The following is a 23,111-nucleotide window of genomic DNA, read 5'->3' on the forward strand; positions in this document are numbered from 1 at the left end:
CGGCCGGCGGCGCGGGGCCGCGGAGGACAGCCTACGACAGGTTGTAGCAGTTGGGGGTCGGGGGTGACCCTACGGCCGGCCGGCCCTAGGAGGTGCGGCCGGCGTACCAGCTGTCCAGGTCGGCCGGCTGCACCCGCAGCGCGGCGGCCAGCCGTTCCCGGGACACCGGCTCGGGGCCGGACACCGCCATGTTCAGCACCGCCTGCAGCATGGCGTTCACCACGCCGCGCGCCTTCACCAGCGACTCCAGGGCGCTCTCGTAAGCACCCTGGTCCACGGCCCGGGTCGCCATCGGCAGACCGACGTTGACCAGGCCGTTGACCCGGCCGCGCAGGTCGGCGTCGAGCTCGCCGGGCAGCAGCGCGCGGCCGTCGGCGTGCAGTTCGGCCAGCGCCATCCCCGACTTGTCCCGCACCATCGCGCGCACGCTCAGGTACGCGCCGTAGCGCAGCGCCGGGGAGTGCGCCTCCCCGCGCGGCGCGGTCACGTGCTCGGCGAAGTCCCGCAGCCGCGGGACCATCGCCAGCACGTAGTCCTTCAACGCGTCCATCCCGTTCAGCGGAGCGGGATCGACGGCGTCGACCGCGGCGGTGGCCCACTGGGTCACACCGGCCGCGGCCTCGGCCGGATCGGGGTGCGCGGTGAGTACGTCGTACTCAACCCGCTCCGGGCGGAACTGTCGCGCCATGCCCCGGAGTCTGGTCGATCAAGGCGAACCCCAGGTGAACATCCAGCGAAGTACGGACGCCCGCGGGGGCAGCATTAGTCGCTTGAGCTGGGGTTCGTCAGTGTGCGAACACAGGTGCGAAGTCCTCGGAACCGGTGTCGCCGCCGGCGCCGGAGGATCCGTCCGGACCCTTGGCGCGCACGTTCTTCGGCAGGAAGAACATCAGGAGGAAGACAAGGAACTGTCCCCCGGCGACGAACCACAGCGTGGTCTCGTACCCGTTGACCATGGTCTGCTGCCCGGCCCGGACGCCCTGGGCGGCGAGGATCCTCCCGACCGCCGGCGGCTGGTCCGGGTCCGGGTGCGCCGGGTCCGGGCAGGACGCCGGCCGGCTGCTCGGGTCCTTCTCCTTGGCCCGGTCCACCGCGCACTGCTTGAACGACGCGAAGATCTGGTCCGCCTGCTGCGCCGGCACTCCGGCTGCCGCGAGCTGCTGAGTGACCGCGGGCTTCTGGCCGTCCACGGCCTTGGCGGCGTTCGTCCCCATCATGTTGAAGAACACCAGCGCGGTCAGCGCGATGCCGAAGGCCTGGCCCAGCTGCTGGCTGGTGTTCAGCAGGCCGGAGGCCGAACCGGCGTCGCGGGTCGGCACGTCGGTGAGGATCAGGTCGAAGATCGGGGCCACCACCAGGCCCATGCCCACCCCGGTGATCAGCAGCGGCAGCGCCATCTGGAGCGAGGTGAAGGACAGGTCCAGGTGCTTGGCCATCTCGATGTACAGCACCAGGCCGCCGCCCATCAGCAGCACGCCGAACTGCACCACCTTGCGCCCGAACCTGGGCACCAGGAACTGCACCGACATGCCGGCCGCGGCCGACACGCCGATCGAGAACGGGATGCCGGTCAGGCCGGCGTGCAGCGGCGTCCAGCCCAGGCCCAGCTGCATGTACAGCGACCAGACCAGGAAGAAGACGCCGAGGGTGGTGGCGAAGGTGAGGTTGGTCAGGATGCCGGAGGCGAAGGAGCGGAAGCGGAACAGGCTCAGCTCCACCAGCGGCGAGGCGCCGCGCAGGCCCTTGCGGCGTTCGTAGAGCACGAACACGGCCAGCACCGGCACCGCGGCGGCCATCATCAGCCAGCCCCACAGCGGCCAGCCCAGGTCCCGGCCCTGCATCAGCGGGAAGACGAGCATGAACAGGCCGGCCACGGACAACCCGACGCCGGGCAGGTCCAGCTTGGTGGCGTGCGGCGCCTTGGACTCGGTGATCACCCGGAAGGCGACGATCAGGCCGAAGATCCCGACCGGCAGGTTCACCAGGAAGATCGGGCGCCAGTGCAGGCCCAGGATGTTCCACTGCACCAGCAGGCCGCCGACGATCGGGCCGGCGACCGCGGCCGAGCCGACGATCCCGCCGAACATGCCCATCACCTTGCCGCGCTCCTCGGCCGGGAAGGTGACGTGGATGATCGCCATGACCTGCGGCACCATCAGCGCCGCCATGCCGCCCTGCAGGACCCGCGCGCCGATGAGCATGCCCGGCGTGGCCGCCACCCCGCACAGCGCGGAGGCGATGGTGAAGCCGGTCATGCCGATGAGGAACAGCCGCTTGCGGCCGAAGATGTCGCCGAGCCGGCCGCCGGTGATCAGCACCACGGCGAAGGCCAGCGCGTAGCCGGCGGTGATCCACTGGATCGCCGAGTACCCGGCCTTCATCTGGCTCTGGATCGACGGGATGGCGACGTTGACGATCGTCACGTCCAGCAGGTCCATGAACGCCGCGGACAGGATGACCGCCAGCGCGAGCCAGCGCTTGGGATCGGGGGTGGTTATGTCCCCCGGCATCTCCTCGGATATCTCTTCAGGAGGATTCATGTCGATATCGGCCATGCCTCGTCAGCCCCCTCAGGCTTCGGACTCAATCTCAGATTGCAGTCCAGGCTAGAGGGGGCCGGTGACAGTACGCCGAGGTGGGAGGCGTCTGATACCTCACATCTCGTTGTGACACGGACACGGCGTGATCCGTGTCACAACCGATGTCAGCTCTCGACGACGTGCTGCGCGAACCGGTCCCGCGCCTGGGACCACATCCGCTGGTCCCACTCCCCGGTCCCCAGCGCCTCGGCGGCTTCGTAGCCCATCATCAGCGCGTGGTGCGTGTTGTCCGGCGTGAACAGGCCCAGCCGGCCGAAGGTGGTCACGTGCGGCAGCGACTCGACCCAGGAGTCCAGGTCGGACAAGGCCTCCCGGTACCCCTTGTGGTAGATCGGGTAGACCTGGCGCATCCGCTTGACCTGCACCCACTCCAGGTTCAGGTGCGGCAGCCCGAGGCGGCGGACCGTCTCCCGGATCAGGTTCGCGAGCTGGTCCTCGTCCGCGGCCCACAGGTCGTCCCCTATGTCGCAGGGGATCTCGAAGCACAGCACGGTCCGCTCGACCGGATCGTCCGGCGAGAAGCGGTGGTTCGCCGGCTCGGAGATGCGGGTGACCGGGGTGTCGCCGTCCGGGATGTAGTGGACGTCGCAGTCGGTCCAGCGGCCTCCGGCGTGCACCGCGTAGACCAGCAGGATCGCGCGGAAGCGCAGCTTGCCGCTGGCCTCCACGGCCTCGTACGGCGCGCCGGGCGAGGTCAGGCGGGCCAGCAGCGGCACCGGGATGGTCGAGAAGACGTGGTCGGCCCGGATGTCCGAGCCGCCTTCGGCCCAGTGCTGCTCCCCCGACCAGCCGCCGCGTTCGGCGGCCGAGCCGTGGAACTCCGAGCGGGCCAGGGTCACGCTGACGCCGTCGGCGTCCACCGCCAGGTGCTCGGCCGCCGCGCCCAGGCGGATGCGCGCGCCGGCCTCCATCGCGGCGTCCGCGAGGCTCTCACAGAGCTGGCCGAAGCCGCGGCGCGGGTACAGGTAGGCCAGCGACTCGCTGGCGATCGAGTTGCGGACGCTGCGCACCAGCGCGCCCCACATCGTCTGCGAGCCGGCCTTGCGCCGGGCCTGGTCGATGTCCAGGTCCTCGCCGGAGACACCCCAGAGCTTGGCCGCGTAGGGCTCGTAGACCTGCTTGTACATCGTCGGCCCGAAGCCGGCGCGCATCAGCTCCGCGTAGGAGTCGGCGGCGGCGATCTGCTTCTTGCCGCGCCACGTGGCGGCCACGGCGTCGAAGGCGGCACGCGCCATCGGCACCGCCGGCATCGACTTGGCCAGCTCGCGCGGCTTGAAGGGATAGGTGACCCAGCGGTCGCCCACCAGCAGCCGGCCGTTGCGGTAGCGGGTCTGCAGATCCGAGCCCATCAGGGATCTGAGATCGGCCAGGATGTTCTCCGGCAGGTCCGGGTTCAGCCGGTGGCTGCCCAGGTCCACGCGGAAGCCCGCGACGTCGAAGGACGCCGCCATCCCGCCCACGGTCTCGGCCCGCTCCAACACGTCCACGGACAGGCCCCGGCGCGCCGCGTACCACGCCGCGGCCAGGCCCGCAGGGCCCGCGCCGAGCACGACGAGATCGGCCCTACCGGCCATCGTTGGTATCCATCAGAACGCCCACAGTAGTAGTCCCACCCCATTCCCGGAACGCGCCGCGCGATGCGCGTCTCGGGTCTCACCCGATAGGGGAGATCATGCCTTATCGAAGGGTCGCGTATCACATCTCGTCGATGCGGGGCAGAAGCACTTCGGTGGCGATGAGCTTGACCGCCACCGCCGCCGGGATCGCCACCAGCGCCCCGACGATCCCGAACAGAGCCGCTCCGGCCAGCACCGCGAGGATGGTGACCATCGGATGGACGTCCACCGTACGGCGGTTGACCCTAGGGGCGATCAGGTAGTCCTCGGCCAGGCGGGCCACCACGTAGTAAGCCAGCGTGATGATCGCCACCTTCACCGAGATGGTGAGCGCGACCAGCGTCACCACCGCGCCGCCGATCGAGGAGCCGACCACCGGCACCAGCCCGAACAGCGCGACCACCACACCCAGCGCGGCCGGATAGGGGATCGACCACGCCATCGCCCAGACCCAGGTGAAGAAGCCGGCGATGGAGGCGATGATCATCTGGCCGATCACGTACTTGCCGACCTGCGCCAGGATCCGGTCGGAGAGCTCGGAGACGCGCGGCCGGCGCCGGACCGGCACCAGGTGGTAGGCGAAGTTCTTGATGCCCGGCATGTTCGCGACGAAGTAGAAGGTCAGTGCGATCCCGGCCAGGGTCCCGGTGAGCAGCGAGAAGACCGCCTTGCCGGCGCCGAGGATGCCGTTGAGATCCAGGGTCCCGGCTTTGTTGGCGCTGATCCAGGACTTGGCCTTCTCGATCAGGTGGTACTTGTTCTCCAGCTTGCCCAGGTACGTGGACTTGTTGCGCAGGTCGTTCAGATAGCTGGGGATTGCGTTTATCAGGGAGTTGACCTCCCGGTCGACCGGCGGGAAGACCACCGCGACGAACCCGGCCAGCAGGGCCAGCACGGCCAGCGCGACGACCGCCACGGCCAGGCCGCGGCGCAGCCCGCGGCGCACCAGCCCGGTGACCATCGGATCCAGCGCGGTGGCGAAGAACACCGCCAGCAGCAGGATCGACAGCAGGCTGCCCAGGCCCGAGATCAGGTGGACCAGGGCGTAGGCGGTGATGGCGCCGGCGGCGAGCCAGAACGCGAAGGCGAACCAGCCGCCGGCGGGCATGGCGGACAGCGACGGCGGCTCGTCCGAGCCGGGGCCGGCGCCGGCCCGGACGCCCGGGCTCTGCGCGGCCGAGCCGTTCGAGGCCGGGGGCGCGCTGGAGGGCTTCGGGGCGCGCGTCGAGGTCGCCTGTTCACCGGCCATGCCCACGACCTTAGGGGACGTGAGTGGTCTACGGGTAACCCGTCGGTGACGAGCTCAGTGCGGGCGCCGGTCGGGGACGGCGGTCAGCAACAGCGGTCGGACACGGTCAGAGATACAGACCGGTGTCGCCCTCACCCTCGCCGAGCCGCTCGGCGGCCACCGCGTGCACGTCTCGCTCCCGGAGCAGGACGTAGTCGGTACCGCGCACCTCGACCTCACCGCGGTCGGCGGGGTCGTAGAGCACCCGGTCCCCGACCTGGATCGTGCGCACGTTCGCACCGATCGCCACGACCTCCGCCCACGCCAGACGGTTGCCCACCCGGGCGGTCGCGGGGATGAGGATGCCGCCGGACGAGCGCCGGTCCCCCGCCTCCGGGTCCTCGCGCACCAGCACGCGGTCGTGCAGCATCCGGATCGGAAGCTTCTCTCCTGAACTCACGCTTGTGACGTTATCGCACCGGACCATGCCCGTCTGCTTCCGGCGGGTGGGCGGGGGACCCCTCGTCTAGCCTGGAACGCGTGAAACTCAACCCCGGAGACACCGCCCCCGCGTTCACCCTGACCGACGACCACGGCACGTCCGTGAACCTGGCCGACTTCGCCGGCCGCAAGGTCATCCTGTACGTCTACCCCGCCGCCATGACCCCGGGGTGCACGAAGCAGGCCTGCGACTTCCGCGACAACATCGCCTCCTTCCAGAAGGAGGGCTACGCCGTCCTCGGCCTGTCCCCCGACAAGCCGGAGAAGCTGGCGAAGTTCCGCGAGCGCGACGCCCTGACCTTCCCCCTGCTGTCCGACCCGGACAAGGCGGTGCTGGAGGAGTACGGCGCGTACGGCGAGAAGAAGCTGTACGGCAAGACGGTGGTCGGCGTGATCCGATCGACGTTCGTGCTGGACGTGGACCCGAAGGGCACCGCGAAGGTGGACGTGGCGCAGTACAACGTCAAGGCGACGGGGCATGTCGCGAAGTTGCGGCGGGATCTGGGGTTGGACGAGTAGCCACGGCCGATCAAAAGAGGCCGCCGCACAGTCGAACTCGATCGCTGAAGTCGTCCGGCGTCTGGGTGCCATGGAGGTAGGAGGGACCCAGGCACGCATCGGCCGACTCTTGCGCCGGTACGAGATCGACATCTCGCACTTCGAGTCGCTCAGGCGGAGAAGCCGCCAGCGACTCGAAGAAGTGCCCACAGCTGAGTTCGCGGTCGCCGTCAGCCAGGCACGCAGTGTCGCTCAAGTCGCCAGGATGCTCGGAGTCGCGGACACCGCCACCTTCCGCCGCCACTACCGCGAACGCATCACCGAGCAGGGGGTGGACGTGTCGCATGTCCTCGGACAGGCACATGCTCGTGGCGGTCGCGTCGGCGGTCGGCGGCAGCGCACTCCGGCCGACGTCCTCATCGCCGACCCGACAGCCCGCAGGCGGACGAGGACCGCGCTGCTCCGTGCCGCCATGATCGAGATCGGCATCACCTACCGCTGCGCGATCTGCGATGGCGGACCAGACTGGCGCGGCCGACTGATCACGCTGGAGATCGACCACATCAGCGGCGATAGCACCGACAACCGGCCGACTAGTAGTCACGGCTATCAGAACGTGCGGAATAGGGCTTCAGAAGCCAGCACTGCCGTTCGATGCCGCGCAGTCGGGAAGGTCCCGAGCCGAGGCCAGGCAGTCTCAGCCCGCTTCGCTGTCCCCATCCTCCGGGTCAGCCAAGCCGAGCACTGCCAGCATCGCGAAGAAGCCCCGCTGCGCGGCCGGCTCCCATCGGGTCGCAAGGATCTCCTCAAGCCGGCCTGCATCAACGTGCAGCCCGGACCGCGCCGCCCATGTGGCCGCAGCCGTTGCGGCGGCGGGCCGACCGGCATCGAGTTCGGCGGCGTACTCCGATTCGAGTTGCTCGACTCGGGCGTGACCCTGCGGGGTGCCATCGGGGTAGACGCCGCCGCCGATCTCGTCGTTCACGGTGTTCCAGGCGCGAAGGTGTGCCGCATAGCCCGGGTTCAGCCAGGCTTCCCACTGCCCGGCGTCGCTGATGCCCCGAATGTGGCCCATGCCGCTCTCGAAGACCAAGCAGGCCAGTACTGGCCCGCCGGCAGCATCGGCGAGTTCGGCCAACTCGTCGCCGAAAGCCGGCGTCCGGACCTGCACCGCGTGCCATCCATCGCGCAGTGGCCAGTCAGCAGATACCTCTTCGTCCCAGTTCCAGACCTGGGTGAGTGCGTCGATGAAGGCCCCGCCTTGACCGACCAGGACCTCTCCGTTGAATCCCATACCCGCAGGCTAGAGATCGCGGCCGACAACCCAGAACGCGGCATGTCGTCACCGCCCGTGTCGGCGATTGAGATCCGCCGCGTACTCGGCGCCGAATCCTTCGGCTTCGCGGTGCCTAGCGCACCAGCAGCATGCCGAATCGTCCCAGCTCGGGGGCCTTGGGGTTGCGACCGAAGTCGGTGACGTCCAGCTTGGCGGTCTCGGTGCATCTCAGACCCCAGCCATAGATCACCTTGAATACCGACGGCGTCCCGGTAAGCAGCCATGGCTCCTTTGCGGCCGCTGCGCACGGCCCGCTCGACCTGAGCGTCGGCGTGGTCGAGGAACGCCTGGATCTCCTCACGGGTCGTCGGCCGCCGCTCTGGACCGCCCTCGTAGTCGAGCAGGTGCGCCGCGGTGGTGAGGTCGGCCCAGGGCGCGGTATCGGTGTTGCCACCGGTCCGTTTCCCTGAGCCGCCTTCCCGCACCCGACGTGCGCGTCTCCGCGCATCGGGCGCTCCACATGCCTTGGCCATTAGTCAGTCCCCGGTGGCGGGGACTGCCGGTCTCGGGGGCCACGGGGTGGGAATCGTGTTGCCGCGGTAGCGGTAACGGAACACCGTGACGCTGGATGCGCCGGTGAACACCACCCCGTTGTGGGCGAACCGCCAGCCCCGGTCGCAGAAGCGACGGCGGAGCTCGTTCATCCCCAGCCCGCGACGTCCCTGCCTGTATTTGTGGCGGATCCATCGCATGATCCGCTTCCAGGCCAGGGAGTCGATCGCGTTGAACGCGTTCTTGGACGCCGCGTGCCGGAAGTAGTTCGCCCACCCGCGTAACAGCCGGTTGAGGCTGACAAGCAGCTCGTCCAGCTGCATGTGGCGGGTTGACCTGTACGTCTTCGCCTTCACCTTGTCCTTGACGGCCTGGACGGCCTTCGTAGACGGCATGGTGTAGATGTACTGCTTCTGCGTCCCCCGCTTCCGTTTCCTGCGGATGTGGAAGCTGAGGAAGTCGAAGCCCTCATCGATGTGGACCACGCGGGTCTTCTCCGGCGACAGCCGCAGCCCCATCGGGGCCAGTACGGCGGCCACCTCCTCCCGCAGGGCCTCGGCATGATGGCGTTCACCGGCCACCATGAGGACGAAGTCGTCCGCGAAGCGGACGAGCTTCCACAGCCCGAGGCCGTTTCGTCTGCGTTTGGTGCGCTGCCACTGGGTTCCCATCTCCTGCTGCCACTGCTGGTCGAAGTGTTCGTCCAGCACCGACAAGGCGATGTTCGCCAGCAGCGGCGAGAGGATCCCGCCTTGCGGAGCTCCTGTCAGCGTCTCCTCCCGATCCCCGGCAGCCGTCATGACCCCGGACTTCAGGAACGCCTTCACCAACGTACACACACGCTTGTCGCTGATCCTCAGCCGGAGCCGGTCCATCAAAGCCGGATGCGAGATTTGATCGAAACAGGCTTCGATGTCGGCTTCTAACGTCCACTCGTACTTCCTGGGAGCGGACGCCCAGTAGTAGATCTCGGCGATGGCGTCGTGCGCCCGCCGGTTGGGGCGGAACCCGTACGAGCACGGCTTGAAGTCCGCCTCGAAGATGGGTTCGAGAACTGCTTTCAGGCTGGCCTGGACCACGCGGTCGGCGACGGTGGGGATTCCGAGCTTCCGGAGCTTCCCGCTGTTCCCTTTGGGGATCATCACCTGCCGCACCTCGACCGGCCGGAACTCGCCCGACTTCAGCGCGTCCCGAATCTGGCCCAAGAACCCCTCCACCCCGATCCCGGTCTCGATCCGCGCCACCGTGGCCCGGTCGATCCCCGGGGTCCGCGCCCCGGCGTTGGAGGCGACGCGCTCCCACGCGTGCATCAGAAACGCCGGGTCACAGACGAGGTTGTAGAGGTCACCGAAACGGCGGGAGGCATCAGCCCCCGCCCAATGGTGCAGTTTGGTCTGCATACTCCGTACCGTGAGCAGTGCCGATTCAACACTCGGCCACTGCACGGCGCCGGTGTTCACCGGCGCGTCTTCGGACATTGCTTTCCCTCCCTGTCTGACATGCTGCCGTCCTTCCCCATGCGGCCGGCTCTCCCGGCCTCGGAGTACTACGACGGCTCCGCCCCGCCTAGACCTTCGGTCGGCATCGCACCTATCCCCGCCGTCCCCTCTGGCTGAGAGGACTCCGAGGAACGCGCGCAGGCGGTTCCCACGTTCACTGCTGTCCGGTCGACGAGTTAGGCACCCGGCTCTGCCCCTGCGGTATCGCCGCGACTACGCCGTAGCCATTCACCGCGGCCTCCTGTCCCAGACTGGAAAGACCCAGACAGAGAGTTCCCCGCTCGCAATGAGGAGCGGGTGCGCACCGCCACCCAGCCCATATCCGCCAGATTTGAGCTGGTTCCACATCAAGAGGCTTAACAACACCGGTTCCTCGCGTATACCTTCCCGTCTCGCTCACCGCGCCCGACCCATCTGGCAGTGCTGGGCCGACACGACTTTGTCGAGGCTGCTCCCGCCCTCACCGGCGATCCCCGGCTCAGGCTGCCTCCAGCTTCAGCCCGCCGCTACGACGGCGAACCGATGGGGTCTTCCACCTCCATCCGAAAACAGCAGCGCCTCGTGGCGCACTTCCACTCGTGGCAGATCTGGACGGGATGGGTACCGAAGCGAGCCTCGCACTCGGCCGGCCACTGGTAGTGCGGAGACGTGACGTAGTCACAGAGCAGCCAGAGCGTCGTCTGATAGCCGCGGATCGTGGATCCGGCGAGCTTCAGCTCACCGACCAGGTACGCCATCCACTCGTCCACGTCGGCTCGATTGAAGGCGCCGGCCGCCGAGCTGCTGTCGGGACCAGCCCTCCAGCATCGCCTCGAACACCATGTCTTCGGGGTGCAGGAGCGCGACACCGTCGAGCAGAACCAGGCGAGCGGACCCCTCGCTCAACGTCTCGGTCGCCACCCGTCCCTCCTGCGCATCGGATGCTCGAATCGTTCATCTGATGCGCGCCGGGCGACAACGTGGCAGGCCATAGCGTCCTCTGGCGATCTGAAGAGCTTGCCCTCGGTCGCCCAGACAGGCAGGTCGGCACCGGTCTGATCATGCAGCGAACGCAATTCCCCGGCGTTGGAGAACCTCAGGTTCCTCTGCCCGAACTGCCATGCGGCCACGCCGACCTTCTGCCGCAAGAAGCGGGCGTGAATGCGGCGCTTTCGGCTGATAGCCTTGCCTGGGCTATCGGACGAGGCACTGGGAATAATGCCTCACAAATATCAAGCCGGCTTGGCGAAACAGGTATACGCGGCAGCCTTAGGAGCTGTTGATCTTTGATCGTGGGGGTTCGAATCCCCCAGCCGGCACTCGCCACAGGTGGTATCCCGCTAGGCTCCGTCAACGACTGGAGATCACGACGAAGCCTGGGGGACGCCCGACCGTGAGCACACCGACGAACGAACCCAATCCGTTCGGCACGCCGGCGCCGCCTGGACAGGCGCCGCTGCCGGGGCAGTTCGGGGCGGCGGGTGCGCCGGGTCCCGGGTATCCGGCGACGCCCGAGCAGAGCCTTCCGACGCAGACCTCACCGGTGTACAACCCGCAGCCGGATTCTCCGTACGCGCCGCCGAGCGGGATGCCGGGTTCCGGGCCGGGGTCGGCGCCGCAGTTCGGGCCAGGTGGGATACCGGGGGCGGGACCGGGGCCGATGCCGGGTCCCGGGCCGATGCCGGGTCCCGGGCCGATGCCGGGTCCCGGGCCGATGCCGCCGGCCTACGGCTACGGCTATCCGCCGCCGCGGCCGACGGTGACCAGTGCCGTCGCGATCGTCGCGCTGTGCCTGTTCTGGGTGCCGGTCGCCGGGTTGGTGCTGAGCATCATCGGGATGGTGAAGACCGCCAAGGGGAAGGCGCGGGGGCGCGGGCTGGCCATCACGGCTCTGGTGCTGTCCATTCTGGTGACCGCCGGTGCGGTGCTCGTGGGGGCGGCGATCGCTTCGAAGCCGTCGGCGCTGGATCCGGGGTGTACGCGCGGGAAGACGGCGGTGCTGCAGCAGTCCAAGCAGATCGACGCCGACTCGCAGAAGGGCGACACGAGCGCCGTGCAGAACGACCTCGGCACGCTCGTCGACGATCTGGCCAAGGCCGCCTCCGAGTCCAAGCGCGGTGATGTGCGCTCGACGGTGCAGGCCGTGCACGACGACTACGCCGCGATCGCCGCCGGCCACGGTGACCAGGACAAGCTCAGCTCCGATCTGCAGCAGATGGACCACCTCTGCACCATCGGCAAGTAACAGGAACGCGGCCGCCGCCGACCCGAAGCCCCGGTCAGCGGCGGCCGTCGCCGTTCTCGGTCAGCCCTTCAGCAGCGGCACCAGGGCCCGGAACGCCCGGCCCCGGTGGCTGATCGCGTCCTTCTCCTGCGGGCTGAGCTCCGCGGTGGTGCGGGTCTCGCCCTCCGGGACGAAGATCGGGTCGTAGCCGAAGCCGCCGTCGCCGCGGGGGGCGCGGATCAGGTGGCCCGTCACGACGCCCGAGACCACATGCTCGGTATGGTCGGGCTGGACCAAGGCGGCCGCGCAGGTGAAGTTCGCGCCCAGGGCCTCGTCGGGGACGTCGGCGACCTGGTCCAGGACCAGCCGCAGGTTGGACACGTCGCGGCCGGGGCCGTCCGGCAGGTCGCCGAAGCGGCCCGACCAGCGCGCGGACAGGACGCCGGGCATGCCGTTCAGCGCCTCCACGCACAGGCCCGAGTCGTCGGCGACGGCGGGCAGGCCGGTCGCGGCGGCCACCGCGCGCGCCTTGATCAGGGCGTTCTCGGCGAAGGTCAGGCCGGTCTCGGGGATCTCCGGCAGGGCCGCGTACAGCTCGGGGCCGGCGAGTTCGACGTCGTCGAGGCCGGCGGCGAGCAGGATCCGCTGGAGTTCGGTGATCTTCTTGGCGTTGCGGGTCGCGAGGACGATCTGGCGCATGGGCGCCAGTCTATGGCCGCCTATGGGCCGCCTGTAGGCCGCCTGTGGGCCGTCCTACTGATTGCCTTGCGAGCAGATGTTGCCCATCACCTGGAAGTCGGTCTTCACCGGCCCGTTATCCGGGGTCTTGCCCTGCTGCGCCTGCGCGACGATGGCCTGCATGTCGGTGGCCAGCTTGTTCATCGCGTCGGCGGCACCGGGCTTCTTGGTCTGCTGTGCGCCGAGGCGGATCTTCTGGACTGAGGCGGGGATCGTCGCGACGCCCTGCAGCGTGCTCTTCTCCTGCGCGGACACATAGTCGCCGAAGCCGGCCAGCGCCTCCTTGCAGCCGGGGTCGGTCCACAGCTGGTTGAGCGTCTTCAGCGACGAGGCCAGGGCCGAGGGGTCCTGGGAGCCCGACGGTGCCGACGAGCCGGTGTCGGCGGAGGAGGGAGCGCTGGTGCTGGTGCTGGTGCCGTCGGAGGCGGAGCCACTCGCCGAGCCCGACGCGACCGTGGAGCTGTCCGCGCCGGGGACCGGCCCGCCGGACGTGCCCGCCCCGATCGTGCCCTGCGACGCGCACGCCGTCAGCGACAGCGCGGTCAGGGCCAGCAGTCCCGGTATCACGCTCGCGCGAAGCCGCACGGTCATGAGCCCACCCCCAGTGGAAAGCATCGGAGCCCCGGCTTGCGCGGGGCTCCGAACAATATAAGAGGTGGTTACCTGCGGTCAGCTCAGCAGTGCCTTGACCTGGTGCGAGGCCAGTTCGCGGCAGCCGGCGGCGGCCAGGTCGAGCAGCGCGTCCAGCTCGGTGCGGTCGAAGGGCGCGCCCTCGGCGGTGCCCTGGACCTCGACGAAGCGGCCGTCGGCCGTGCACACGACGTTCATGTCGGTCTCGGCGCGGACGTCCTCCTCGTAGCACAGGTCGAGCATCGGCACGCCGTCGATGATGCCGACGCTGACCGCCGACACCGAACCGGTCAGCGGCTCCTTGGTGGCCTTGATCATCTTCTTGTCGCGCATCCACGTGACCGCGTCCTGCAGCGCCACGTACGCGCCGGTGATGGCCGCGGTCCGGGTGCCGCCGTCGGCCTGCAGCACGTCGCAGTCCACGACGATGGTGTTCTCGCCCAGGGCCTTGGTGTCCACCACGGCGCGCAGCGCGCGGCCGATCAGCCGGGAGATCTCCTGGGTGCGCCCGCCGACCTTGCCCTTGACCGACTCGCGGTCGCCGCGGGTGTTGGTGGCCCGGGGCAGCATCGCGTACTCGGCGGTGACCCAGCCCTTGCCGGTGCCGCGCAGCCAGCGCGGGACGCCCTCGGTGACGCTGGCGGTGCACAGCACCCTGGTCTGGCCGAACTCCACGAGGACGCTGCCCTCGGGGTGGATCGACCACTTGCGGGTCAGGGTGACCGGACGGAGCTGGCCTGTTTTGCGGCCGTCGACGCGTGCTGCTGACATGTGAAGACCCTAGCCCACCGATGGGGCCGACGCCGCCGACGGTGCCGGGCGCGGGGCCGCCGCCGGGCCCCGCCGCGGCCGCGCCGGGGGCTGGCAGGGCCGGGCAGGGCTGGGCCGGGCCATGCGGGAACCCGAGCAGCGCCAGGGTCGAGCAGGGCCGCGCCGGGTCGAGCAGGGCCGCGCCGGAACTGCGCCGGCCCGCGCCGCGTCAGTCCAGCTGCACGTGCGCCAGCAGCCGCAGCGTCGGCAGGTCGGTGGCCTTGCGCAGCCGGGAGGCCAGGTCCCGGTGGAAGAACTCCTCGACCAGGTGCGGCACGGTCAGCACGATGATCTCGTCGACCAGGTACTTGGCCGCGATCTCCTTCAGCCCCTCCACCGGCGGGCCGGCCAGCAGTTCGCCGGTGGCCTGGGCGCCGACCTTCTGGAAGGCCTCGACGGTCGCGGTCATGATCGCGCGGGCTTCCACGACGGCCTCGTTCAGCGGCTCGCCGTGGGAGTCCTCCTCGGCCCCCTTGAAGTTGCCCAGGGCCAGGTCGTCGAGGGTGGCCAGGACCTTGCCGTTCTCCTTGCCGACGGGCACCACGATGACGTACTTCTCGGCGTCCATGCCCTCCTCGACGTTGTCGGCGTGCAGGCCGACGACGTACTCCAGGTCGTGCTGGTTGATCGTCTTCTCGACGATGAGCATGGTGGTCGGCACAGTCGGGTCCTCTCCGGCGTTGCTGCGCGGGGGCGGCGGCGGGCGCCGCTCCCCTCATCTCTCCATCATGGTCTCAGATGTGGAAGACGGCGCCGGGCGTGGCCAGGAACACCTCGCCGTCGAAGGCGGCCTCGGCGGCGGCCCGGTTCAGCTCGGCGTCGGTCCACGGCGGGATGTGGGTCAGCACCAGCCGCCCGACGCCGCCGGCGGTCGCGCTCTCGCCGGCCTCGCGGCCGTTGAGGTGCAGGCCCAGCAGGCCGTTGTCGCGCGGCTCCTGGAACGAGGCCTCGGCCAGCAGCAGGTCGGCGCCCTTGGCCAGGTGGTCCAGGGCGGCGCAGGGGCCGGTGTCGCCGCTGTAGACCAGGGTGCTCCCGCCGGCCTCCAGGCGGATGGCGTAGGCCTCCACGGGGTGGTCGACGCGCACCACGCGCACCGAGAACGGCCCGATCTCGAAGCTGTTGCCGGTCGCGCCCTCCGGGGCGCCCTCCAGCACGTTGCGGAAGTCGAAGACCGACTCGCACTCGGCGTCGTCGGTGTCGTAGGCCTTGGCGATGCGCTCGCGGGTGCCGGCCGGGCCCCACACCGGCAGCAGCGGCAGCGGCTCGCCGCCGGGCCGGTATTTGCGCGCGACGTAGTACCCGCACATGTCGACGCAGTGGTCGGCGTGCAGGTGCGACAGGATCACGGCCTGCAGGTCGTAGACGTCGCCGTACCGCTGCAGCTCGCCGAGCGCGCCGTTGCCGAAGTCCAGCAGGATCCGGTGGCCGTCGTGCTCGACCAGGTAGCTCGAACACGGGTTGCCGGGGCCTCCGAAGGAGCCGGAGGATCCGATCACGGTGAGCTTCATGGGGTCTCCGCAACTGTGGCGTATCGGGATTCGGTGCCGGCGGCATCTTGTGATGCGGCGGGGAGCAGTCCCTGGTGCACGTGGCCGATCTCGGGGCCGAGGAAACGCTGCCCGATCTGCAGGAACTGGTCCGGGTCGCCGGTGGTGGTGAAGGTGTGCGTCGGCTCGGGGAGGTCGCCGGGACGCATGAGCGAGTTCTCGGCCAGGACGCGGAAGACGTCCTTGGCGGTCTCCTCGGCGCTGTTGATCAGGATCACGTCGTCCCCCATCACGTAGGAGATGACGCCGGTGAGCAGGGGGTAGTGCGTGCAGCCCAGGATCAGCGTGTCGACGCCGGCCTGCGCGACCGGGTCCAGGTACTCGTGCGCGACCTTCAGCAGTTCCTCGCCGGCGGTCTCCCCGGCCTCGACGAACTCCACGAAGCGCGGGCACTCCTGGGTGGTGAGCTGGATCTGCGGCGCCGCGGCGAAGGCGTCGACGTAGGCCATCGAGCGCCGGGTGGAGCGGGTGCTGATCACGCCGACGTGCTGGTTCCGGGTGGCGGCCACGGCCAGCCGCACGGCCGGCCGGATGACCTCCACCACCGGGATCTCGTAGCGTTCGCGGGCGTCGCGCAGCACCGCGCCGGAGGCCGAGTTGCACGCGATGACCAGCATCTTCACCCCGGACTCGACGAGCTTGTCCATGCACTCCAGGGCGTACGCGCGCACCTGGGCGATCGGCCGCGGGCCGTAGGGCTGGCGCGCGGTGTCGCCGAAGTAGCTGACGGCCTCGTGGGGCAGCTGGTCCAGCAGAGCCCGGACGACGGTCAGCCCGCCGAAGCCGGAGTCGAAGATGCCGATGGGCGCGTCCCGGGAGGCCGGGTCGATGAACGGAGGCAGTGGTGCGGCCATGAGGGAAAAGAGTACGGCTCCCCGCGCAGAGCGTCCGCGATCGGGCCGGTCGATGTGGCCACCGTCTCAGCGGTGGTTTTGCTCACGGGCCGCTTGACCTGCGGCGAGCGTCCGCGGGGTCAGGCGGCCACGGTCGGCGCGGCCCAGGCGAGCAGGGCGTCGCAGACGTCGATCAGCCGGCGCCGCAGCGGGGCGCCGCGCCGGGCGAATTCGGCCTGCATGGCGGCGTACTCGGCACGGCCGGCCGGCGTCTCGACGGCGATCGGAGCATAGCCGAGCTCGGCGAGGTCGTAGGGGCTGGCGCGCATATCCATCTCGCGGATCTCGGCGGCCAGCGCGAAGCAGTCGGCGATCAGCTCGGAGGGCACGAACGGGTCCAGCTTGTAGGCCCACTTGTAGAGGTCCATACCGGCGTGCAGGCAGCCGGGCTGCTCGTTGGCGACCTGCGCGTCGCGGGTCGGGCGCAGGGTGTTCAGCGGGACCGCGTCGGGGGTGAAGAAGCGGTAGGCGTCGAAGTGGGAGCAGCGGATGTGCTGGGTCTCGACGACCTCGTCGGTACCGGCCGAGCCCAGGCGCAGCCGGCGCGCGGAGTGCCGCACCTCCTCGGGCTCGAGGCGGTAGACCATGGCCCACTCGTGCAGCCCGAAGCAGGCCAGCCGCGGCTCCCGCCCCGCGGTGGCGGCGAGCAGGGCGCGGAGGAACTCGGCGGTACGGCGCCGCGCGTCGGTGAACTCCGCGGGATCCAGGGCCACGCCCTCGGGGGTCTCGCGGTAGCCGCGCCAGGCCAACCGCTCACGGGCCGCGCCGCCGGCCAGTACGACGCCGGCGCCGGGATGCCAGCGCAGTAGGCGCGCGGGGCGGTGCGAGTAGTAGGTGAACAGGAAGTCCATGACCGGATGCGCCTCGTTGTCGGCGCGGCGGCGCAGATGGGGGTCGGTCCAGGCGGCGACGCGGGCCTGGTGCGCGGCTTCGCGGGCCTGCCAGACGGGCTCGGGCAGGACGGCGGTCGCGGTCAGGGGCCCGGTCGAGGTCGATGTCGAGGTCGCGACATGCTGCTCAGCCTGGTCCACGCTCACGCTTCGACGGTACCTGGTGGGTGGCGCCGGGCCGAATCGCGGTGCGGCGGCGGCATCCGGTTGCTCAGGCGCCGGAGCCCGATCTGCTCGATGGCGATACCCGGCGGATGCCGCCGGACCGAATCGCAGCTCGGCCCGGCGGCATCCGGATGCTCAGGCGCCCGAGCTCGACGTGCCCGACGGCGCCGAGGACGCGCTGCTCGACGCCGACGAGCTGCTCGAGCTGCTCGAGGTGCCGCTCGAGGAGGTCGAGGAGGTGCTCGCCGGGCCGGTCGGCGTCGGGGCGCCCGGTGTGCTCGGAACGCTCGGCGCCGCCGGGCTGCTGGGCGTGCCGGGCGTGCTCGGGGTGCTCGGCGCGGCCGGGCTGGTCGGGCTGCTCGGGCTGCTCGGCGCGGCGGACCCCTCCGAGCTCGCCGGGCTGGTCGGCGTCGAGCTGCCGCTCCCGGAGTCCTGCGATCCGCTCTGCGCGGCCTCGGCCTGCTTCACCATCGCGACGAAGTCCGCGCTCTGCGTGTCGGGGATCGGCGCCACGGCGACCGAGGTGCCCCAGGCGCTGTAGTCGATCTCGCCGGTCATGCTGCCGTTGGGGGTGGTCTCGGTGAAGGTCATCGCGACCGGGAGGCCGTTGGCGCCCAGCCACACGTCGTAGCCCAGCTTGGTGACCAGGCCCTGGGCCAGGGCGTCGCTGACGGTGGCGGCGTCGTCGGCGGTCAGGCCGTTGCGGCCGGCCACGTTGGGGTCGGTGACGTCGTCGCCGGCCAGGGTGCCGGCGTAGTGCATGGTCTGGACGCCGCCGCGCTGCTCGGCGCCGACCGCGTGCAGGTCCTTGCTGGCCGCCAGCATGGTCAGGCCCTTGCTCGGGGAGGTGTTCTCCAGCACGTCGGTGCCGAACGAGGCGGTGTTCGGGTCCTGGGCCATGGCCTGCAGGTCCATCTTCAGCCACTGCTTGCCGTCCATCTGGGCGGCCATCTGCGGGACGCCGCCCATCTGCATGTACATCACGTCGTCCGCGTAGCGGATCGGGATGGCCGGGCCGGCGGCCTGCGCGCTCGGGTCGGACGGGTCGGTCTGGCTCATGACCAGCGTGCCCTGCAGCGACGGGTGGTCGTCGAAACTCGCCACCACGTCGGAGGTCTCCGAGGCGGTCGCGCTGGTCAGCACCGTGTGCACCTTTGCGGTGGGGTGCGAGGCGACGGCGAAGTCCGCGGCCTGGATCGCCTGTCCGGCGCTGAGCGAGGACAGCTGCGCGAAGGACTGGGGCGTGCCGTCCGATCCCTTCAGGGAGCAGCCGGTGAGCGAGGACGCGGCCACGGCCGCCAGCACGGCGCCGGACCATATCTGCTTGCGGGGCATGAGTTTCCCACCCTTGATGGTGCTTGATCGTAAAAGCTGAAGAGCGGGGGAATCCTAACGTCGCCGCAGATCAGGCCAGCCCTCGGGGTCGGTGGAAGATCAAACGGCGGTGGCCACGACTGCCGTCATAGCCACCGCCGCAGGAGAGCCGGCGATCAGATCAAGCCCAGAGCTGACCTTCAATGCGGTCCTCGGCCTCGTCGAGGGTCCCCTCGTAAGCGCCGGTGGACAGGTACTTCCAGCCGCCGTCGGCGACGATGAACGCGATGTCCGCGCCCTCGCCCGCCTCGACCGCCTTGCGCGCGATACCGAGCGCCGCGTGCAGCGCGCAGCCGGTGGAGATGCCCGCGAAGACGCCCTCGGCGGCCAGCAGCTCGCGGGTGCGGCGCAGGGCGTCGTGCGCGCCGACCGAGAAGCGGGTGGTCAGGACCGACTCGTCGTACAGCTCCGGGACGAAGCCCTCGTCGAGGTTGCGCAGGCCGTAGATCAGCTCGTCGTAGCGCGGTTCGGCGGCGACGATCTGCACGTCCGGCTTCTGCTCGCGCAGATACCGGCCGACGCCCATGAGGGTGCCGGTGGTGCCCAGGCCCGCGACGAAGTGGGTGATGGTGGGCAGGTCGGCCAGCAGCTCCGGGCCGGTGCCGTGGTAGTGCGCCAGGGCGTTGGCGGGGTTGCCGTACTGGTAGGGCATGACCCAGTCGGGGTGCTCGGCGGCCAGCTCCTTGGCCACCCGGACCGCCTCGTTGGAGCCGCCGGCGGCGTTCGAGGAGATGATCTCGGCGCCGTACATGCGCAGGATCTGCCGGCGCTCCTCGGAGGTGTTCTCCGGCATGACGCAGATCAGGCGGTAGCCCTTGAGCTTGGCCGCCATCGCCAGGCCGATGCCGGTGTTGCCGGAGGTGGGCTCCAGGATGGTGTCGCCGGGCTTGAGCCGGCCCTCCTTCTCCGCGGACTCGATCAGCCCCAGGGCCACCCGGTCCTTGACCGAGCCGGTGGGGTTGCGGTCCTCGAGCTTGGCCCACAGCCGCACCTCCGGGGAGGGCGACAGGGTGGGCAGCCCCACCAGCGGGGTGTGGCCCACGGAGTCCAGGAGCGAGTCGTAGCGCATCGTCGGCGCCCTCGTGGCTTTCCCGCGTCCCGCCTCAGCCGCCGGCGACGGCGGGCAGCACGGTGACCGCGTCCCCGTCGGTGAGCGGGGTCGACAGGCCCCCGAGGAAGCGCACGTCCTCGTCGTTCTTGTAAACGTTCACGAACCGGCGCAGCTCGCCGGAGTCCAGCAGCCGGTCCCCGAGCCCGGGGTGCCGGGCGTCCAGGTCGGTGATCAGGGCGGCCAGGGTGGTCCCCTCGGCCTCGACGCGCTTGGCGCCGTCGGTGTAGGTGCGCAGGATGGTCGGGATCGACACGCTGACGGACATGGCCGGTCATCTCCTCGTGGGAAAAGGGCGGAACAGGCGGGCAGAGCGTATGGGAGGCCCCGCGGGAAGGCGTGTGGCAGCCAGGGCTGCGGCTCAACCGCGGGGGACGGTGCGGGTCGCGGGTTCAGGCGCCCCGGCGACACAGCGCGCTGGCCAGCCGGCCGAAGTCGACATGGCGGCGCGCGACGAGCAGCACCGTCGGGTCCATGCCGGGAGAACGCATACCCCCATGATATTCATCCCGGCCAGCGAGCGGACCCCGGTTCCCGAGCGGTGAGACCCGGGGCCGCCCGGCACGCGCCGAGGGCTCGCCGGCGCCTGCGGGAGGCGCCGGCGAGCCCTCGGCGGTCACAGCGGCTGCGGGGTGAGGCGTGTCACTTCCCCGACTCGCGGTCGGCGCGGTAGCGCCCGATCGCGGCGTTGGTCGAGGAGTCGTGCTCCAGCGCGCCGTCCGAGGACAGCTCCGGGACGATCTTCTTGGCCAGCACCTTGCCCAGCTCGACGCCCCACTGGTCGAAGGAGTCGATGTCCCAGATCGCGCCCTGCACGAACACCTTGTGCTCGTACAGCGCGACCAGCTGGCCCAGGATCGAGGGGGTCAGGCGGCGGGCGGTGATCGTGGTGGTCGGGTGGTTGCCGCGGAAGGTGCGGTGCGGGACCTGCGCGGCCGCCACGCCCTCGGCCTCGACCTGCTCGCGGGTCTTGCCGAAGGCCAGGGCCTCGGTCTGGGCGAAGAAGTTCGCCATCAGCGCGTCGTGCTGCCCGAACGGGTCGGTGCCCTCGATCGGCCGGTCGAAGCCGATGAAGTCGGCCGGGATCAGCGCGGTGCCCTGGTGGATCAGCTGGTAGTAGGCGTGCTGGCCGTTGGTGCCCGGGGTGCCCCAGACGATCGGGCCGGTCTCCCACTCCACCAGCTCGCCGTTTCGGCGCGTCGACTTGCCGTTGGACTCCATGTCCAGCTGCTGCAGGTAGGCGGTGAACTTGGAGAGGTAGTGCGAGTACGGCAGGACCGCGAGCGTCTGGGCGTCCCAGAAGTTGCGGTACCAGACGCCGATCACGCCCAGCAGCACCGGCAGGTTCTGCTCCGCCGGCGCGGTGCGGAAGTGCTCGTCGATGGTGTGGAAGCCCTGGAGCATCTCCTCGAACCGCTCCGGGCCGATCGCGATCATCAGCGACAGGCCGATCGCCGAGTCGTAGGAGTAGCGGCCGCCGACCCAGTCCCAGAACCCGAACATGTTGTCGGTGTCGATGCCGAAGGCGGACACCGCCTCGGCGTTGGTGGAGACCGCGACGAAGTGCTTGGCGATGGCCCCTGCGGCGGGGCCGCCATCAGACATCGCGTCACCGCCGAGGCCGGCCAGCAGCCACTTCTTGGCGGAGGTGGCGTTGGTGACGGTCTCGACCGTGGTGAAGGTCTTGGAGGAGACGATGAACAGGGTCTCGGCCGGGTCCAGGTCGTGCGTGGCCTCGTACAGGTCGGCGCCGTCCACGTTGGAGACGAAGCGGAACTGCATGTCGCGCATGCTGTACGGCTTGAGCGCCTCGTAGGCCATCGCCGGGCCCAGGTCGGAGCCGCCGATGCCGATGTTGACGACGGTCTTGATGCGCTTGCCGGTGGCGCCGGTCCACTCGCCGCTGCGCACCCGCGCGGAGAAGGCGGCCATCCGGTGGAGCACCTCGTGCACCGCGGGCACCACGTCCTCGCCGTCGACCTCGATGCGCTCGGTCTCCGGCGCGCGCAGGGCGACGTGCAGCACCGCGCGGTCCTCGGTGAGGTTGATCTTCTCGCCGCGGAACATCTTGTCGCGCAGCTCGAACACCCCGCGCTCACGCGCCAGGTCCAGCAGCAGCCGCAGGGTCTCGTCCGTGACCAGTTGCTTGGAGTAGTCCGCCGACAGGTCGCCGGCCTGCGCGAAGTAGCGCTCCGCGCGGCCCGGGTCGGTCTTGAACAGCTCGCGCAGGTTCACCCGGTCGAACTCCGCGTGGTGCGTCTCAAGCGCCTTCCACTGCGGCAGATCGGTGAGCTTCTCGGTCATCGGCGTCCTCCTAGCGACGTGCTGTATCGGCGGTTGAAACCCTATCGCCGCGCCTGAGCGAAGGCCTGGCGACGAGGTGAACGGGTAGGGTCCGGCGGTTATGACGATGATCGAGAAGGGCCGCGACGAGCGGCTGGCCGAGGCGGTGGCGCTGCGCGGCGCCGGAGAGCGGGAACAGGCGCGGCAGTCGTTGGTGGCACTGAGCGCCGAGTTCCCGGCGGATGCCGAGGTGGCGTATCAGACCGCATGGGCCCACGACGTCCTCGGACTGGAGGCCGAGGCAGTGCCGTTCTACGAACTCGCACTCGCAGGCGACGGATTGGACGGATTGGACGGATTGTCAGACGAGGACCGGCGCGGCGCGTTTCTCGGATACGGCAGCACCCTGCGGGGTCTCGGCCGGTATCCGGAGGCGGTCGAGGTGTTCCGGCGCGGGATCGCGGAGTTCCCTGAGGACAACGCTCTGCGGACGTTCTCGGCGATGGCGCTGTACAACGTCGGCGAGCACCACGAGGCGATGCGGACGCTGTTGGAGGTGCTGGCGGCGACGAGTTCCGACGCCGGGGTCCAGGGCTACCGGGCCGCCATCGAGCACTATGCGAAGGACCTCGACGCCGTCGAATAGCAAGATCGCGCAGGTCGTGGCACACCCTGTGCCGAAAGTGTGCGCGTTCCGTCA

The 23,111-nt window shown here is 70.0% G+C and carries 25 protein-coding genes, 1 tRNA gene and 1 pseudogene; 4 read left to right on the forward strand and 23 right to left on the reverse strand.

The window, feature by feature from the left end; all coding sequences use genetic code 11:
- Positions 1-85 precede the first annotated feature (85 nt).
- From ABH926_RS46705 to ABH926_RS46725, 5 genes are all read right to left on the reverse strand, one after another.
- The gene (locus ABH926_RS46705; protein WP_370373696.1) at positions 86-688 is read right to left on the reverse strand and encodes a hypothetical protein; all 603 of its coding nucleotides are present in this window, start codon (positions 686-688) and stop codon (positions 86-88) included.
- A 97-nt stretch (positions 689-785) separates the two neighbouring features.
- Positions 786-2,540, reverse strand: a complete 1,755-nt coding sequence (locus ABH926_RS46710; RefSeq protein WP_370373697.1) for an MFS transporter — start codon at positions 2,538-2,540, stop codon at positions 786-788.
- Positions 2,541-2,704: 164 nt separating this feature from the next.
- A complete protein-coding gene (locus ABH926_RS46715) occupies positions 2,705-4,174 on the reverse strand; it encodes an NAD(P)/FAD-dependent oxidoreductase (protein ID WP_370373698.1) in 1,470 nt (489 codons plus the stop codon).
- A gap of 121 nt (positions 4,175-4,295) precedes the next feature.
- Positions 4,296-5,465 (reverse strand): AI-2E family transporter, encoded by a 1,170-nt coding sequence (locus tag ABH926_RS46720; RefSeq protein ID WP_370373699.1) that lies wholly within the window; start codon positions 5,463-5,465, stop codon positions 4,296-4,298.
- Between the two features lie 106 nt (positions 5,466-5,571).
- Complete coding sequence (locus ABH926_RS46725) at positions 5,572-5,931, reverse strand: co-chaperone GroES (protein ID WP_370373700.1); 360 nt, start codon at positions 5,929-5,931, stop codon at positions 5,572-5,574.
- Between the two features lie 44 nt (positions 5,932-5,975).
- Here ABH926_RS46725 and bcp point away from each other — a divergent pair, with 44 nt between their 5' ends.
- Positions 5,976-6,464, forward strand: a complete 489-nt coding sequence (bcp, locus tag ABH926_RS46730; RefSeq protein WP_370373793.1) for a thioredoxin-dependent thiol peroxidase — start codon at positions 5,976-5,978, stop codon at positions 6,462-6,464.
- Positions 6,465-6,474: 10 nt separating this feature from the next.
- Here bcp and ABH926_RS46735 read toward each other — a convergent pair whose 3' ends face one another.
- The 6 genes and pseudogenes from ABH926_RS46735 to ABH926_RS46760 all read right to left on the reverse strand — a co-directional run bounded on the left by ABH926_RS46735 (position 6,475) and on the right by ABH926_RS46760 (position 10,670).
- On the reverse strand, positions 6,475-7,005 hold the full coding sequence (locus ABH926_RS46735) for a hypothetical protein (protein ID WP_370373702.1): 531 nt from the start codon (positions 7,003-7,005) through the stop codon (positions 6,475-6,477).
- 135 nt (positions 7,006-7,140) lie between these two features.
- Positions 7,141-7,737 carry a hypothetical protein gene (locus tag ABH926_RS46740; protein WP_370373704.1) on the reverse strand — a complete coding sequence of 199 codons (597 nt, stop codon included), beginning with the start codon at positions 7,735-7,737 and terminating at the stop codon, positions 7,141-7,143.
- 118 nt (positions 7,738-7,855) lie between these two features.
- A pseudogene (locus ABH926_RS46745) lies at positions 7,856-8,135 on the reverse strand (site-specific integrase); the annotation flags it as partial.
- A 120-nt stretch (positions 8,136-8,255) separates the two neighbouring features.
- On the reverse strand, positions 8,256-9,749 hold the full coding sequence (ltrA, locus tag ABH926_RS46750) for a group II intron reverse transcriptase/maturase (protein ID WP_370373706.1): 1,494 nt from the start codon (positions 9,747-9,749) through the stop codon (positions 8,256-8,258).
- 527 nt (positions 9,750-10,276) lie between these two features.
- A complete protein-coding gene (locus tag ABH926_RS46755) occupies positions 10,277-10,507 on the reverse strand; it encodes a hypothetical protein (protein WP_370373708.1) in 231 nt (76 codons plus the stop codon).
- Complete coding sequence (locus ABH926_RS46760; protein ID WP_370373709.1) at positions 10,488-10,670, reverse strand: hypothetical protein; 183 nt, start codon at positions 10,668-10,670, stop codon at positions 10,488-10,490. The genes ABH926_RS46755 and ABH926_RS46760 overlap by 20 nt, the downstream gene beginning before the upstream one ends.
- 315 nt (positions 10,671-10,985) lie before the next feature.
- On the opposite strand from ABH926_RS46760, the gene ABH926_RS46765 reads away from it, so the two are divergent.
- Both ABH926_RS46765 and ABH926_RS46770 read left to right on the forward strand, forming a co-directional pair.
- Positions 10,986-11,068, forward strand: a tRNA-Leu gene (locus ABH926_RS46765).
- Positions 11,069-11,142: 74 nt separating this feature from the next.
- The gene (locus ABH926_RS46770) at positions 11,143-11,994 is read left to right on the forward strand and encodes a DUF4190 domain-containing protein (RefSeq protein ID WP_370373710.1); all 852 of its coding nucleotides are present in this window, start codon (positions 11,143-11,145) and stop codon (positions 11,992-11,994) included.
- 60 nt (positions 11,995-12,054) lie between these two features.
- Here ABH926_RS46770 and rdgB read toward each other — a convergent pair whose 3' ends face one another.
- The 12 genes from rdgB to pgi form a co-directional block, all read right to left on the reverse strand.
- On the reverse strand, positions 12,055-12,672 hold the full coding sequence (gene rdgB, locus ABH926_RS46775; RefSeq protein WP_370373712.1) for an RdgB/HAM1 family non-canonical purine NTP pyrophosphatase: 618 nt from the start codon (positions 12,670-12,672) through the stop codon (positions 12,055-12,057).
- Positions 12,673-12,726: 54 nt separating this feature from the next.
- A complete protein-coding gene (locus ABH926_RS46780) occupies positions 12,727-13,302 on the reverse strand; it encodes a hypothetical protein (RefSeq protein ID WP_370373714.1) in 576 nt (191 codons plus the stop codon).
- A gap of 78 nt (positions 13,303-13,380) precedes the next feature.
- The gene (gene rph / locus ABH926_RS46785) at positions 13,381-14,112 is read right to left on the reverse strand and encodes a ribonuclease PH (protein WP_370373716.1); all 732 of its coding nucleotides are present in this window, start codon (positions 14,110-14,112) and stop codon (positions 13,381-13,383) included.
- Positions 14,113-14,320: 208 nt separating this feature from the next.
- The gene (locus ABH926_RS46790; RefSeq protein ID WP_370373718.1) at positions 14,321-14,812 is read right to left on the reverse strand and encodes an indole-3-glycerol phosphate synthase; all 492 of its coding nucleotides are present in this window, start codon (positions 14,810-14,812) and stop codon (positions 14,321-14,323) included.
- 73 nt (positions 14,813-14,885) lie between these two features.
- Entirely contained in the window at positions 14,886-15,659 is a 774-nt protein-coding gene (locus ABH926_RS46795; RefSeq protein WP_370373720.1) for an MBL fold metallo-hydrolase, read from the reverse strand.
- Positions 15,656-16,552, reverse strand: coding sequence for a glutamate racemase (murI, locus tag ABH926_RS46800; protein WP_370373722.1), 897 nt, complete (start codon positions 16,550-16,552; stop codon positions 15,656-15,658). The genes ABH926_RS46795 and murI overlap by 4 nt, the downstream gene beginning before the upstream one ends.
- 119 nt (positions 16,553-16,671) lie before the next feature.
- Positions 16,672-17,568: a 3-methyladenine DNA glycosylase gene (locus ABH926_RS46805; protein ID WP_370373795.1), complete on the reverse strand. Its 897-nt coding sequence runs from the start codon at positions 17,566-17,568 to the stop codon at positions 16,672-16,674.
- Between the two features lie 213 nt (positions 17,569-17,781).
- Positions 17,782-18,981, reverse strand: a complete 1,200-nt coding sequence (locus ABH926_RS46810; protein WP_370373724.1) for a hypothetical protein — start codon at positions 18,979-18,981, stop codon at positions 17,782-17,784.
- Positions 18,982-19,141: 160 nt separating this feature from the next.
- The gene (locus ABH926_RS46815; protein ID WP_370373726.1) at positions 19,142-20,089 is read right to left on the reverse strand and encodes a PLP-dependent cysteine synthase family protein; all 948 of its coding nucleotides are present in this window, start codon (positions 20,087-20,089) and stop codon (positions 19,142-19,144) included.
- A gap of 34 nt (positions 20,090-20,123) precedes the next feature.
- Positions 20,124-20,396 carry a MoaD/ThiS family protein gene (locus tag ABH926_RS46820; RefSeq protein ID WP_370342065.1) on the reverse strand — a complete coding sequence of 91 codons (273 nt, stop codon included), beginning with the start codon at positions 20,394-20,396 and terminating at the stop codon, positions 20,124-20,126.
- Positions 20,397-20,520: 124 nt separating this feature from the next.
- Positions 20,521-20,619, reverse strand: a complete 99-nt coding sequence (locus ABH926_RS46825) for a putative leader peptide (RefSeq protein ID WP_317623733.1) — start codon at positions 20,617-20,619, stop codon at positions 20,521-20,523.
- Between the two features lie 151 nt (positions 20,620-20,770).
- Positions 20,771-22,432, reverse strand: coding sequence for a glucose-6-phosphate isomerase (gene pgi, locus ABH926_RS46830; RefSeq protein ID WP_370373728.1), 1,662 nt, complete (start codon positions 22,430-22,432; stop codon positions 20,771-20,773).
- Positions 22,433-22,538: 106 nt separating this feature from the next.
- On the opposite strand from pgi, the gene ABH926_RS46835 reads away from it, so the two are divergent.
- Complete coding sequence (locus ABH926_RS46835) at positions 22,539-23,057, forward strand: tetratricopeptide repeat protein (protein ID WP_370373797.1); 519 nt, start codon at positions 22,539-22,541, stop codon at positions 23,055-23,057.
- Positions 23,058-23,111: the final 54 nt, after the last annotated feature.

Source organism: Catenulispora sp. GP43, assembly GCF_041260665.1.
Taxonomy (GTDB): domain Bacteria; phylum Actinomycetota; class Actinomycetes; order Streptomycetales; family Catenulisporaceae; genus Catenulispora.